Origin of the sequence: Agrococcus citreus (assembly GCF_039527715.1) — a bacterium.
GTDB classification, from domain to species: domain Bacteria; phylum Actinomycetota; class Actinomycetes; order Actinomycetales; family Microbacteriaceae; genus Agrococcus; species Agrococcus citreus.
The window spans coordinates 415,598-427,627 of the sequence record NZ_BAAAKK010000001.1 but is presented as its reverse complement, the minus strand read 5'-3'; the positions used below and the strand labels follow the sequence as shown (position 1 = coordinate 427,627).

At 72.1% G+C, this 12,030-nt stretch carries 12 protein-coding genes and 4 tRNA genes; 4 read left to right on the top strand and 12 right to left on the bottom strand.

All coding sequences use genetic code 11. The features are described 5' to 3' along the window. The 7 genes from ABD106_RS02105 to ABD106_RS02075 all read right to left on the bottom strand — a co-directional run. Nucleotides 1-455: hypothetical protein (locus ABD106_RS02105; RefSeq protein WP_343916820.1), on the bottom strand; the 455-nt coding region annotated here is incomplete at its 3' end. A 35-nt stretch (nucleotides 456-490) separates the two neighbouring features. Further along, nucleotides 491-1,513, bottom strand: a complete 1,023-nt coding sequence (locus tag ABD106_RS02100) for a DMT family transporter (protein ID WP_343916818.1) — start codon at nucleotides 1,511-1,513, stop codon at nucleotides 491-493. A 12-nt stretch (nucleotides 1,514-1,525) separates the two neighbouring features. After that, on the bottom strand, nucleotides 1,526-2,140 hold the full coding sequence (pdxT, locus tag ABD106_RS02095) for a pyridoxal 5'-phosphate synthase glutaminase subunit PdxT (protein WP_425545716.1): 615 nt from the start codon (nucleotides 2,138-2,140) through the stop codon (nucleotides 1,526-1,528). After that, nucleotides 2,134-3,024 (bottom strand): pyridoxal 5'-phosphate synthase lyase subunit PdxS, encoded by an 891-nt coding sequence (gene pdxS, locus ABD106_RS02090; RefSeq protein ID WP_343916814.1) that lies wholly within the window; start codon nucleotides 3,022-3,024, stop codon nucleotides 2,134-2,136. The genes pdxT and pdxS overlap by 7 nt, the downstream gene beginning before the upstream one ends. A 40-nt stretch (nucleotides 3,025-3,064) precedes the next feature. Continuing rightward, a complete protein-coding gene (locus ABD106_RS02085) occupies nucleotides 3,065-3,583 on the bottom strand; it encodes an HIT family protein (protein ID WP_343917860.1) in 519 nt (172 codons plus the stop codon). A gap of 131 nt (nucleotides 3,584-3,714) precedes the next feature. Continuing rightward, nucleotides 3,715-5,640 carry a threonine--tRNA ligase gene (gene thrS, locus ABD106_RS02080; protein WP_343917858.1) on the bottom strand — a complete coding sequence of 642 codons (1,926 nt, stop codon included), beginning with the start codon at nucleotides 5,638-5,640 and terminating at the stop codon, nucleotides 3,715-3,717. Between the two features lie 73 nt (nucleotides 5,641-5,713). After that, nucleotides 5,714-7,180, bottom strand: coding sequence for a protein adenylyltransferase SelO (locus tag ABD106_RS02075; RefSeq protein ID WP_343916812.1), 1,467 nt, complete (start codon nucleotides 7,178-7,180; stop codon nucleotides 5,714-5,716). 97 nt (nucleotides 7,181-7,277) lie between these two features. Between ABD106_RS02075 and ABD106_RS02070 the strand changes: the two genes are divergently transcribed. After that, nucleotides 7,278-7,520 (top strand): hypothetical protein, encoded by a 243-nt coding sequence (locus tag ABD106_RS02070; RefSeq protein ID WP_343916810.1) that lies wholly within the window; start codon nucleotides 7,278-7,280, stop codon nucleotides 7,518-7,520. A gap of 67 nt (nucleotides 7,521-7,587) precedes the next feature. Here ABD106_RS02070 and ABD106_RS02065 read toward each other — a convergent pair. The 3 genes from ABD106_RS02065 to ABD106_RS02055 all read right to left on the bottom strand — a co-directional run bounded on the left by ABD106_RS02065 (nucleotide 7,588) and on the right by ABD106_RS02055 (nucleotide 7,868). Next, nucleotides 7,588-7,659 (bottom strand) — tRNA-Val (locus ABD106_RS02065). 14 nt (nucleotides 7,660-7,673) lie between these two features. Next, a tRNA-Cys gene (locus ABD106_RS02060) sits at nucleotides 7,674-7,744 on the bottom strand. Between the two features lie 52 nt (nucleotides 7,745-7,796). Continuing rightward, nucleotides 7,797-7,868 (bottom strand) — tRNA-Gly (locus tag ABD106_RS02055). A 157-nt stretch (nucleotides 7,869-8,025) separates the two neighbouring features. Between ABD106_RS02055 and ABD106_RS02050 the strand changes: the two genes are divergently transcribed. Further along, a tRNA-Val gene (locus ABD106_RS02050) sits at nucleotides 8,026-8,098 on the top strand. A gap of 62 nt (nucleotides 8,099-8,160) precedes the next feature. On the opposite strand, the gene ABD106_RS02045 is transcribed toward ABD106_RS02050, so the two are convergent. After that, complete coding sequence (locus tag ABD106_RS02045; protein ID WP_343916808.1) at nucleotides 8,161-8,523, bottom strand: four-helix bundle copper-binding protein; 363 nt, start codon at nucleotides 8,521-8,523, stop codon at nucleotides 8,161-8,163. Between the two features lie 127 nt (nucleotides 8,524-8,650). Here ABD106_RS02045 and ABD106_RS02040 point away from each other — a divergent pair, with 127 nt between their 5' ends. Beyond that, nucleotides 8,651-9,328, top strand: coding sequence for an SDR family NAD(P)-dependent oxidoreductase (locus ABD106_RS02040; protein WP_343916806.1), 678 nt, complete (start codon nucleotides 8,651-8,653; stop codon nucleotides 9,326-9,328). 97 nt (nucleotides 9,329-9,425) lie between these two features. On the opposite strand, the gene ABD106_RS02035 is transcribed toward ABD106_RS02040, so the two are convergent. Further along, nucleotides 9,426-10,658 (bottom strand): ammonium transporter, encoded by a 1,233-nt coding sequence (locus ABD106_RS02035; RefSeq protein ID WP_343916804.1) that lies wholly within the window; start codon nucleotides 10,656-10,658, stop codon nucleotides 9,426-9,428. A 166-nt stretch (nucleotides 10,659-10,824) separates the two neighbouring features. Here ABD106_RS02035 and ABD106_RS02030 point away from each other — a divergent pair, with 166 nt between their 5' ends. Continuing rightward, nucleotides 10,825-12,024, top strand: a complete 1,200-nt coding sequence (locus ABD106_RS02030; RefSeq protein ID WP_343916802.1) for a Na+/H+ antiporter NhaA — start codon at nucleotides 10,825-10,827, stop codon at nucleotides 12,022-12,024. Nucleotides 12,025-12,030: the final 6 nt, after the last annotated feature.

Here is a 12,030-nt window from a genome sequence, read left to right as displayed (position 1 = left end):
AGCAGGGCGGGGCCGGCCGGCGAGCGCACGAGCGCGCTCGTCGCGCGAGCGCGGGTCGCGAAGCGCAGCCGCGGCACGACCCAGAGCAGCGCGACGAGCAGCACCGGCAGCAGCCAGAGCGCCGTCGCCACGGTCGCGGCGAGCGTGTCGACGGTGCTCGACAGCGCCGTGCCGGCGGCGGCGAGGTCGGTCGCCGAGCCCGAGGCGTCGCGGAACGGCTGCGCGACGCCCTCCCCCACGAGCGGCACCTGCGCGAGCGCCTCGCCCGCGTCGGCGAGCGTCGTCGAGAAGCCGCTGCCAGCCGTCTCGATCTGCGCGCCGAACGCGCCGAGCGACGAGATCGCGGCGCCCACCTGCTGCGACACCCAGACCGCCGCGACGATCGTGCCGATGGCGACGACGTCGCCGACCGCTTGCCAGGTGGCCTGCCCCGGACGGCTGGAGTAGAGCTGCATGGGGTCAGTCAAACAGGTGCTCGAGGCCGGGAGCGTCAGGAGCCAGAGGCGGCAGGAGCCGAGCCTCGCCGCGGTCGCACCCTCGGCTTCGCCTGCACGAGCACGCCGGCACCGATCACGATCGCGGCGCCCGCGAGCTGCCACGGCCCCACGTGCTCGCCGAGCACGACGACGCCGAGCGTCACCGCGACCACCGGGATGAGGTACGTGACGGTCGCTGCGACGGTCGGGCCGACGGCGCGCACGACCTCGAACTGCAGGATGTAGGCGACCCCGGTGCCGACGACGCCGAGCACCGCGACGGCCACGAGGGCGAGCGGCAGCGCCTCGGCGGATCCGTGCAGCGCGACCGGCGACGAGCCGTCGATCGCGGCCCAGCCGAGCAGCGCGAGCACCGACATCGGCAGCCCGGTGATCATGAGCGCGGTCGGGTGCGCGAGGCCCGGCACCTCGCGCTGGCCGAGCAGCCGGCGGTTGAGCGTCCAGCCCACGCCGTACGAGGCGGCGCCGAGCACGGCGATCGCGATGCCGAGCAGGTCGGGGCCCTGCTCGGTGGTCCACGGCTGGGCGATGAGCACGACGCCGACGAACCCGAGCAGCACCGAGACGAGCTTCCGCGTCGTCAGCCGGTCGCTCGGCAGCAGCAGGAGCGCGAACAGCACGGTCGCGACCGGCGTGAAGGCGTTGGCGAGGCCCGTGAGCCCGGACGAGATGCGCGTCTCGGCCACGACGAATGCCGTGAACGGCAGCGTCGTGAGGAAGAACGAGCAGATCGCGAGCAGTCCCCACGTGCCGGCGTCGCGCGGCAGCCGCGTGCGCAGCGCGGCGGAGAGCACGAGCAGCGTCACGGCCGCGATCCCGATGCGCAGCGTCGCGATCTGCATCGGGTGCAGCGCTTCGAGCCCGAGCTTCATGAGCAGGAACGACGAGCCCCAGATGACGGCGAGCCCGATCCAGAGCGCCTGCCATGGCACGCGCCCGATGCGGCTCGCCGATCGACCGACGGCCGCGGGGCTCGCCGGAGCGCGCGATCCCTGCGCGGTCGTCGCTCTCACCACGACCGCATCCGATCACGCACCGCTGACACGGTCCACGTGCGCGAGGAACCGCCGGTGGAAGCGCAGCTCGCCGCCGACCTCGGGATGGAAGGCGGTGCCGAGCAGCGCGCCCTGCTCGACGGCGACGACGCGGCCGTCGACGCTCGCGAGCACCTCGACACCGTCACCGACGCGCTCGACCGCGGGCGCGCGGATGAAGGTCGCGTGCACGGGCTCCTCGCCGAGCGCCGGCACCGCGAGCTCGGCCTCGAACGAGTCGACCTGGCTGCCGAACGCGTTGCGCCGCACGTCGACGTCGAGGCCGCCGAAGGGCAGCTGGGTCGGCAGTCCGTCGAGGATGCGGTCGGCGAGCAGGATGAGCCCGGCGCACGTGCCGTAGACGGGCATGCCGTCGGCGATGCGCTCGCGGATCGGCTCGCGCACGCCGAAGGTGCGCGAGAGCTTGTCGATGACGCTCGACTCGCCGCCGGGCAGCACGAGGCCGTCCACGGCCGCGAGCTGCGCCGGCGTGCGCACGAGCGACACGGCGGCGCCCAGCGCCTCGAGCACGGCGACGTGCTCGCGCACGTCGCCCTGCAGGGCGAGGACGCCGACGCGGGCTCCGCCCGGTCGGCCCACCGCTACCAGCCGCGCTCGGAGAGGCGGTGCGGCGCCGGCAGGTCGGCCACGTTGATGCCGACCATCGCCTCGCCGAGCCCACGCGACGCATCCGCGATCGCCTTCGGGTCGTCGAACGCGGCGGTCGCCTTCACGATCGCGGCGGCGCGGCGCTCGGGCTGGCCCGACTTGAAGATGCCGGAGCCGACGAAGACGCCGTCGGCGCCGAGCTGCATCATGAGCGCCGCGTCGGCGGGCGTCGCGACGCCGCCGGCGGTGAACAGCACGACGGGCAGCGCGCCGCGCTCGGCGACCTCGGCGACGAGCTCGAACGGCGCCTGCAGCTCCTTCGCCGCGACGTAGAGCTCGTCCTTCGAGAGCGTCTGGAGCCTGCGGATCTCGCCCTTGATCGTGCGGATGTGCTTGGTCGCCTCCGAGACGTCGCCCGTGCCGGCCTCGCCCTTCGAGCGGATCATCGCGGCACCCTCGGTGATGCGCCGGAGCGCCTCACCCAGGTTCGTCGCGCCGCAGACGAACGGCACCGTGAAGGGCCACTTGTCGATGTGGTTGACGTAGTCGGCGGGGCTCAGCACCTCGGACTCGTCGATGTAGTCGACCTCGAGCGCCTCGAGGACCTGCGCCTCGACGAAGTGGCCGATGCGGGCCTTCGCCATGACGGGGATCGAGACCTCGGCCTTGATCGCGTCGATGAGGTCGGGGTCGGACATGCGGGCGACGCCGCCCTGCGCGCGGATGTCGGCGGGGACGCGCTCGAGCGCCATGACGGCGACCGCGCCGGCGTCCTCGGCGATGCGCGCCTGCTCGGGGGTGACGACGTCCATGATGACGCCGCCCTTCAGCATCTCGGCGAGCCCGCGCTTGACGCGAGCGGAGCCGGTGGTGGAGTCGTTCATGATGGTGCCTTCTGCTCGCCGGCCGGTGGGTACGAGGTCATCAGGCCGGCCAGGCTGCCTGGATGTCCTGGCGCATGTCCTCCAAGAGGATGGGCAGCGCCTTCGTCTTCGCGATGATCGGGAAGAAGTTCGAGTCGAGGCTCCACCGCGGCACGATGTGCTGGTGGAGGTGGTCGGCGATGCCGGCGCCCGCGATGCGGCCCTGGTTGAGGCCGATGTTGAAGCCCTGGCAGCGCGTGACCTGCGAGAGCACGCGCATCGCCGTCTGCGTGAGCACAGCCATCTCGGCGACCTCCTCGGTGGTCGCCTGGTCGTACATGCCCACGTGCCGGTACGGGCAGACCATGATGTGGCCGGTGTTGTACGGGAACAGGTTGAGCAGCACGAAGCACGTCTCGCCGCGGTGGACGATGAGCCCCTGGTCGTCGGAGAGCTCGGGCGCGCGGCAGAACGGGCACGCGTCCTGCTCGGGCATCTGGCCCTGCTGGATGTAGACCATCCGGTAGGGCGTCCAGAGCCGCTGGAAGTGGTCGGGCACGCCCGGCAGCTCGCTCGACATCTGCGTCGGCGCGCCCCACGCGTGCTCGCCGACGAGCGGCGGCTCCTGCGCCTCCGCGGGGTCGAACGGCGGCAGCGCGTCGCGCTTGACGGCGGCGCGCTCCGCCGGCTCGTCCATGTCCCGAGGCTCGGTCACACGTGGGCCTTCGTCTCGATCGCCTCGACGATGCGGCGGATGGCCTCGTCGACCGGCACGCCGTTGTCCTGCGTGCCGTCGCGGAACCGGAACGAGACGCTGCCCGCGTCGCGGTCCTTCTCGCCGGCGATGAGCTGGAACGGCACCTTCATGAGCGTGTGCGTGCGGATCTTCTTCTGCATGCGCTCGTCGCTGCGGTCGACCTCGACGCGCACGCCCTTGGCGCGCAGCTGCGCGGCGAGACGATCGAGGTAGTCGGCGTAGTCGACCGCGACCGGCACGCCGACGACCTGCACCGGGGCGAGCCAGACGGGGAAGGCGCCGGCGTAGTGCTCGACGAGGATCGCGAAGAAGCGCTCGATCGAGCCGAAGAGGGCGCGGTGGATCATGATCGGCCGCTGCTTCGAGCCGTCGGCGGCGGTGTACTCGAGCTCGAAGCGCTCCGGCAGGTTGAAGTCGAGCTGCACCGTCGAGAGCTGCCAGGAGCGGCCGATCGCGTCGGTCACCTTGAGGTCGATCTTCGGGCCGTAGAACGCGGCCTCGCCGGGCTCCTCGACGACGTCGAGGCCGGAGGCCTTCGCGACGCGCCGCAGCGCATCCGTCGCCGTCTCCCAGATGACCTCGTCGCCGATCCATTTCTCCTTCTCGTCGTCGCGCATCGAGAGCTCGAGGCGGAAGTCGGTGAGGCCGAAGTCCTGCAGCAGCGACAGCACGAACTCGAGGACCTTCGTCGTCTCCTCCTCGAGCTGCTCGGGCGTGACGAACAGGTGGGCGTCGTCCTGCGTGAACCCGCGCACGCGCGTGAGGCCGTGCAGCGCGCCGGAGAGCTCGTTGCGGTAGACGGTGCCGTTCTCGGCGAGCCGCAGCGGCAGGTCGCGGTAGCTCCGCGCGCTGCTCTTGTAGACGAGGATGTGCATCGGGCAGTTCATGGGCTTGAGGTAGTAGTCGACGCCCTGCTTCGTGACGTTGCCCTCGTCGTCGCGCTCCTCGTCCATGTGGATGGGCGGCCAGATGCCCTCGGCGTACGTCTCGAGGTGCCCCGAGGTCGCGAAGAGGTCCTGCTTCGTGATGTGCGGGGTGTAGACGTAGCTGTAGCCCTGCTCGATGTGGCGGCGGCGGGCGTGCTGCTCCATCTCGCCACGGGCGATCGCGCCGCGCGGGTGCCAGACCGAGAGGCCCGAGCCGATCTCCTCGGGGAACGAGAAGAGGTCGAGCTCGCGACCGAGCTTGCGGTGGTCGCGCTTCGCGGCCTCCTCGAGGCGCTGCTGGTAGGCGCGCAGCTCGTCCTTCGACGGCCAGGCGGTGCCGTAGATGCGCTGCAGCTGCGGCAGCTCGGTCTTGCCGCGCCAGTACGCGCCCGCAACGCGCATGAGCGCGAAGCCGTTGCCGATGAGCCGCGTCGAGGGCAGGTGCGGGCCGCGGCACAGGTCCTTCCACGCCACCTCGCCCGACTTCATGTCGACGTTGTCGTAGATCGTGAGCTCGCCGGCGCCGACCTCGACGGATGCGCCCTCGGCGGCCTTGTCGGCCCCGCCCTTGAGGCCGATGAGCTCGAGCTTGTACGGCTCGTCGGCGAGCTCGGCGCGGGCCTCGTCGTCGGTGACGACGCGGCGCACGAAGCGCTGACCGGCCTTGATGATGCGCTCCATCTCCTTCTGCAGCGCCTTCAGGTCGTCGCTCGAGAAGGGCTCGGCGACGTCGAAGTCGTAGTAGAAGCCGTCCTGCACGGGCGGGCCGATGCCGAGGCGCGCTTCGGGGTTGACGCGCTGCACCGCCTGCGCGAGCACGTGCGCGGCCGAGTGGCGGAGGATGTCGAGGCCGTCGGGGCTGTCGATCGTCACCGGCTCGACCGATCCCGACTCGACCGTCTGCGTCTCGGTCAGCTCGCGAGCGAGGTCCTGCAGCTCGCCGTCGACGCGCATGGCGACGATGGCACGGTCGGTGAAGAGATCGAATCCGGTGGTCACTCGACCATCGTAGGCGCGGGGGCAACCCTCACGTGCCGCAGTAGGTGCGGTAGGCCCGGAAGCTGCGCTCGGGGCTCGGGGCCGCGTAGCGCTCGAGCCCGTCCCGCTCCTCGAAGGGGCGGCTGACGGCGTCGAGCAGCCGACCGAAGGGCTCGAGGTCGCCCTCGGTCGCCGCGGCCAGCGCCTCCTCGACGAGGTGGTTGCGAGGGATGTACACCGGGTTCACCCGATCCATGGCATCGGCGTCCGGACCGAGCGCGAGCCATCGCTGGGCCCACGCGTCGAACGCCTCCCGGTCGACGAACAGGTCGCGCACGGGGTCGGGTGCGCCGCGGACGACGCCGCTCAGGCCGCGGAAGAACGACGTGAGGTCGACCTGGCTCAGCTCGAGCATGGGCAGCAGCTCCGACGCGAGCGCCGTCGCGGATGCGTCGTCGACGTCGGCGGGGAGGCCGAGCTTCGCGCGCATCCCGGCCGACCACGCCTCGCCGTACTGCGCGGGGAACCGCTCGAGCGCCGCGACGGCGAGCTCGACGGCGCGCTCCTGGTCGTCGTCGATGAGCGGCAGCAGGCCCTCGGCGAGCCGCGCGAGGTTCCACTGCGCGATGGCCGGCTGGTTGCCGTACGCGTAGCGCCCGCGGTGGTCGATCGAGCTGAAGACCGTCGCGGGGTCGAAGCCCTCCATGAACGCGCACGGGCCGTAGTCGATCGTCTCGCCCGAGATGGTCATGTTGTCGGTGTTCATGACGCCGTGCACGAAGCCGACGAGCATCCATCGCGCGACGAGCGCGGCCTGTGCGGCGCTCACGGCCTCGAGCAGGGCGAGGTACGGCCGCTCGGCGTCCGCTGCGGCCGGCGCGTGGCGGTCGATCGCGTGGTCGGCGAGCCGGCGGAGCAGCTCGAGGTCGCCCGTGGAGCGGGCGTACTGGAAGGTGCCGACTCGCACGTGGCTGCTCGCGACGCGAGCGAGCACGGCGCCGGGCAGCAGCTCGTCGCGACGCACGTACCGGCCCGTCGCGACGACGGCGAGCGAGCGGGTCGTCGGGATGCCGAGCGCGTGCATCGCCTCGCTGATGACGTACTCCCGCAGCATCGGCCCGACCGCGGCGAGGCCGTCGCCGCCGCGCGCGAACGGCGTGCGACCGGAGCCCTTGAGGTGCAGGTCGCGCAGCGCGCCGGTCTCGTCCGCGAGCTCGCCGAGCAGCAGCGCCCGGCCGTCGCCGAGCCGGGGCGAGTAGGCGCCGAACTGGTGCCCGGCATACGCCTGCGCCACGGGGGTCGCGCCGTCGGGCACGGCCGTGCCGAGCAGCAGCCGCACGCCGTCGGCGCTGCGCAGCGCCTCGGCGTCGAAGCCCAGCTCGGCGGCGAGCTGCGCGTTGAGCACGAGCAGCTGCGGGTCGGGCGCCTCCTCGGCCTGCCACGGCACCGCGAGCTCGGGCAGCTCGCGCGCGAAGCGGGTGCCGAGCTCGACGGTGGAGGCTGAGGCTGCGATCACACCGGGAGGCTACTCCCTGTACCCCAACGGGGCATGGGGAGCCGGCCGCCGCTCCCCCGGCCACGCGTGGCGCGCACGCCCGGCATACGCTCGAGTCATGGATCACCCCACGCAGCGCTCCGTCTACTCCGCCGCCGACATCGCGGAGGTGCTCGCGGAGCTGCAGGCGTGCGGTCCCGACCCGCTCGAGCTGCGCCGATGGGCGGGACGCCGCGAGGTGCGCACCGCGCTCGTGCGGGCGAGCAGGGTGATCAGCTCGGTGCGGCTCCCCGGCAAGGCGCCCGGCGGCGGGTGGGTCGAGTTCAGCCTCGTCGACGGCGCCTGGGCGCGCACGCTCTGACGGCCGCGGCTGCGCTCGACGCGCTGCGGACACGCGAAAGCCCCCGGCAGGACCGGGGGCTTCTGTGTGGGCGATACTGGGTTCGAACCAGTGACCTCTTCCGTGTCAGGGAAGCGCGCTACCGCTGCGCCAATCGCCCTTGCGGTGTGCTCGAGGTGGAGACGGGATTCGAACCCGCGTAGACGGCTTTGCAGGCCGCTGCCTCACCACTCGGCCACCCCACCAGGTGGTGTGAGATTGACTCTCACGACATTGCTGTCGCTGACATTGCTGTCGAGCGGATGACGAGATTCGAACTCGCGACCCTCACCTTGGCAAGGTGATGCGCTACCACTGCGCCACATCCGCGGGGCTCATCGCTGAGCACTCGCATGACTATACCCACGCCTCGACGCCAACGCCAAATCGCCGCGGACGTGTCGCGGATGCGCGCCGTCGGTCACGCGCACGCCGCGAGTTGTGGCAGACTTGACCGGTCCGCATCGCGATCCTCGCTCGCGGGCACGGGCGATTGGCGCAGTTGGTAGCGCGCTTCGTTCACACCGAAGAGGTCATCAGTTCGAGTCTGGTATCGCCCACCGCAGAAGGCCCCGGCAGCAGCCGGGGCCTTGGTCGTGTCCGACCTGCGCATCCGGTCGGATCAGCCCGCCTCGCACATCTCGGCGCACCGCTCGCACGCCTCGGCGCACGCGCGACAGTGCTCCGAGTCGTGCCGACGGCACTCGGCGGCGCACGCGCGGCACATCGCCGCGCACGCCGCGAGCAGCGCATCGCTCGCGGCCTGCGGCAGGCTCCCCCGGGCGAGGATGCGCGCGGCCGCCTCGCACAGGTCGGCGCACGCCTCGCACATGACGGCGCAGTCCTCCATGCCCTCCTCGCGATCGGCGCGCGCGCAGTCGCGGCATGCCGCCGCGCACGCCTCGAGCTCTGCCACGTGCGCGCCGAACGTGCTGACCTGCACCTCGCCGGGGTCCTGCGCGTCGTGCTCGTGTCCCTCGTGCATCCGTGCCTCCTCCCGGCGGGCCCGTCGCCCGCGCGTCGTGGCCGCGACCGTACGCCTCGAACCTCGGCACCGGCCGAGCGCCGCTCGCGCCGAGGAGCCGCCAGGCCACCCCGCTAGCGTGGCCGGCATGGACCTCCAGCTCAACGACCACGTCATCCTCGTCGTCGGCGGCACGGGCCTCATCGGCAGCGCGGTGGCGGATGCCGCGCGCGCCGAGGGCGCGACCGTCGTGACCGCCGCGCGCGGCGACGGCGCCGACATCCACCTCGACGGCGCCGACGACGCGTCCGTCGACGCGGCCGTCGCGCAGCTGCTCCAGCAGCACGGCCGCATCGACGCGCTCGTCGTCGCCGCCGCGCCGCCCGCGCAGTCGCTCGACCCGGCCCGCAGCGGTGACCCCGCGCAGGTGTCGACCGCCGTCGACGGGAAGGCGATGACGTTCCTGCGCATCGCCAACGCGGTCATCCCCTCGATGCGCGCGGCCGGCTACGGCCGGATCGTCGGCTTGAGCGGCCAGAACGCGCTCATCACCGGCAACATCACCGGCGCGGTGCGGAACGCCGCGCTCATCATCGCGGCGCAGTCGCTCGCGGACGAGCTCGCCGGCTCGGGCGTCGCCGTCAACGTCGTGAACCCCGGACCGGTGACCGAGTCGCCGACGGCGGAGGTCGCCCAGGGCGAGCCGGGCGACTCGAGCCCCGAGCAGGTCGCGTTCGCCGTGCTGCCGCTGCTGTCGCCGCGCTCGGCGATCTCGTCGGAGTCGATCGCGGTCGGCCACAAGGTGCGCGGCGCCGTCTCCCTCTGACGCGGATGGACCCGATCCAGCCAGGAACGGGTCCGGCAAGAGCCGTGGCACGCGAAGGGGGCCGGCTCGCGCCGGCCCCCCTCGGGGTGCGTGCGGGTCAGAGGCGCTCGCGCTCGAGCTCGTAGCCGTAGGCCTCCTCGCCGTGCATCGTCTGGTCGATGCCGGCGAGCTCGTCCTCGTTCTTGACGCGGAAGCCGATCGTCTTCTCGATCGCGAACCCGATCGCGAAGGCGACGACGAAGGCGTAGAGCATCACGCCGACCGCCGCGATGACCTGCACGGCGAGCTGGCCGAGGCCGCCGCCGAGCAGCAGGCCGGTGTCGGTCGCGAAGAAGCCGAGGTAGATCGTGCCGATCAGGCCGCCGACGAGGTGGATGCCCACGACGTCGAGCGAGTCGTCGAAGCCGAGCTTCCACTTCAGCTCGACGGCGAGCGCGCAGACCGCTCCGGCGACGACGCCGAGCAGCAGGGCCCAGCCGGGCGTGAGGTTGGCGCACGCCGGGGTGATCGCGACGAGCCCCGCGACGGCGCCGGAGGCGGCGCCGACCGACGTCGGCTTGCCGTCCTTGAGCTTCTCGACGAGCAGCCAGGCGCAGATCGAGGCTGCCGTCGCGCCGATGGTGTTGAGCGTGATGAGCCCCGCGTTGCCGAGCCCGTTCAGCCACTCCGCACCCACGTTGAAGCCGAACCAGCCGAACCACAGGATGCTCGCGCCGAGGATGACGAACGGCACGTTGTGCGGCTTGTGGGCGCCCTTCGTGAAGCCGATGCGCTTGCCGAGCACGAACGTGAGCGCGAGCGCCGCGGCGCCGGCGTTGATGTGCACCGCGGTGCCGCCCGCGTAGTCGATGACGGCGGGCAGACCGAGCAGCTCGCCGAGCGAATAGGCCCAGCCGCCGCCCCACACCCACGCCGCGATCGGGAAGTAGCCGAGCGTCGCGAACGCGCCGGCGAAGAGCATCCAGGCCCCGAACTTGGCGCGGTCGGCGATGGCGCCCGAGATGAGCGCGACCGTGATGATCGCGAAGGTCGAGCCGTAGGCGACGCCGACGAGGTCGGTGTTCGCGCTCTCGCCCGCGGCGAGGGCCGCGAGGCCGACGTCGCTGAAGGGGTTGCCCGAGAACGCGAAGGGCGAGTCGACGGCCGCCATGTTGAACCCGTAGAGGATCCAGAGGGTGCCGACGAGGCCGATGGCGCCGAACGACATCATCATCATGCTGATGACGCTCTTGGCGCGCACGAGCCCGCCGTAGAAGAACGCGAGCCCGGGGGTCATGAACAGCACGAGGGCTGTCGCGATGACACCGAAGGCGATGCTGCCTGCATCCATGTGGTGCTCCTTGGGGGTATCCGAAGTGGGACTACCCAGAGGTTCCACCCGCCGCGTTTCGCGTGCCGTCGCGGTCGCGTTTCGCGTCGGTTACGGATGCGCGGGCGTGTTTCGAGCGCGTTTCCTGCGGGAGCCGCCGCGCGCGGCCGAGTGGAAGGATGGAGGCATGACGTGGATCCGCAACCCTCAGGTGTCGGCGATGCTCCTCCTGGGAGCCGCGATCCTCGGCCTGTTCGTCGCGAACACGGGCCTCGGACCGGGCCTGGATGCGGCGAAGCACGCCCACTTGCCGTTCACCGTCTTCGGCCTCGACCTCTCCGCGGCGCACTGGGTGACCGACGGGCTGCTCGTCGTCTTCTTCTTCGTCGTCGCGATCGAGCTGCGCTACGAGTTCACGCAGGGCGACCTCTCGAGCATCTCGAAGGCGGCCGTGCCCACGATCGCCGCGCTCGGCGGCGTCGCGGTGCCGGCGATCCTCTACTTCAACCTCGCGGGCGCCGACGGCGCGCAGGGCTGGCCGATCCCGACCGCGACCGACATCGCGTTCGCGCTCGGGGTGCTCGCGCTCGTCGGCAGGCGACTGCCCTCGAACGTGCGCGCGCTGCTGCTCGCGCTCGCGGTCATCGACGACCTCATCGGCATCCTCTTCATCGCCGTGTTCTTCACCGAGACCGTCTCGGTGCTCCACCTCGGCCTCGCCGCGCTCGGCGTCGTCGCGTTCTGGCTGCTGGGCCGCGTCTACCGCGGCAAGCGCGGCAGCTGGCCGCTGCGCATCCTGCTGCTCGTCGTCGCGCTCGTGACCTGGTGGCTCGTCGCGATGAGCGGCATCCACGCCACCATCGCGGGCGTCGCGCTCGGCCTCGTGCTCTCCCCCGCCCCCGCCGAGTCGGCGCGCGAGAAGCTCGAGCCGTTCTCGAACGGCATCGTGCTGCCGCTGTTCGCGTTCACGTCGGCGTCGGTCGCGATCCCGCAGGTGCCGCTCGGCGAGCTGAGCCCCGTCTTCTGGGCGATCGTCATCGCGCTGCCGGTCGGGAAGCTCGTCGGCATCACGACCGCCGGGCTCATCGGCCAGAGCGCGCTGCGGGTGCCGAAGCTCGAGCGCGTGCGCTTCAGCGAGCTCGTCGGGGTGAGCCTGCTCGGCGGCATCGGCTTCACGGTCTCGCTGCTCATGAACGAGCTCGCGCACCGCTCGACCGAGGAGCTCATCGTCGAGGGCACGCTCGGCGTGCTCGCGGGCTCGCTCATCGCCGCGGTGCTCGGCGCGGTCTACCTCGCGGTGCTCAACCGCTCGTACCCGCCGGTCGACCAGGCGGAGCGCAGCGCGCGCGACGCCGAAGAGCAGCTGCACCGCATCGACGGGGTCTGAGGCGCG

What these genes read in the sequence shown, in the direction of transcription:
- pdxS (WP_343916814.1), bottom strand. Translation starts at nt 3,024, where the DNA reads ATGAACGACTCCACCACCGGCTCCGCTCGCGTCAAGCGCGGGCTCGCC.
- ABD106_RS02085 (WP_343917860.1), bottom strand. Translation starts at nt 3,583, where the DNA reads ATGTCGAGCGAGCTGCCGGGCGTGCCCGACCACTTCCAGCGGCTCTGG.
- thrS (WP_343917858.1), bottom strand. Translation starts at nt 5,640, where the DNA reads ATGCGCGTCGACGGCGAGCTGCAGGACCTCGCTCGCGAGCTGACCGAG.
- ABD106_RS02070 (WP_343916810.1), top strand. Translation starts at nt 7,278, where the DNA reads ATGGATCACCCCACGCAGCGCTCCGTCTACTCCGCCGCCGACATCGCG.
- ABD106_RS02045 (WP_343916808.1), bottom strand. Translation starts at nt 8,523, where the DNA reads ATGCACGAGGGACACGAGCACGACGCGCAGGACCCCGGCGAGGTGCAG.
- ABD106_RS02040 (WP_343916806.1), top strand. Translation starts at nt 8,651, where the DNA reads ATGGACCTCCAGCTCAACGACCACGTCATCCTCGTCGTCGGCGGCACG.
- ABD106_RS02035 (WP_343916804.1), bottom strand. Translation starts at nt 10,658, where the DNA reads ATGGATGCAGGCAGCATCGCCTTCGGTGTCATCGCGACAGCCCTCGTG.
- ABD106_RS02030 (WP_343916802.1), top strand. Translation starts at nt 10,825, where the DNA reads ATGACGTGGATCCGCAACCCTCAGGTGTCGGCGATGCTCCTCCTGGGA.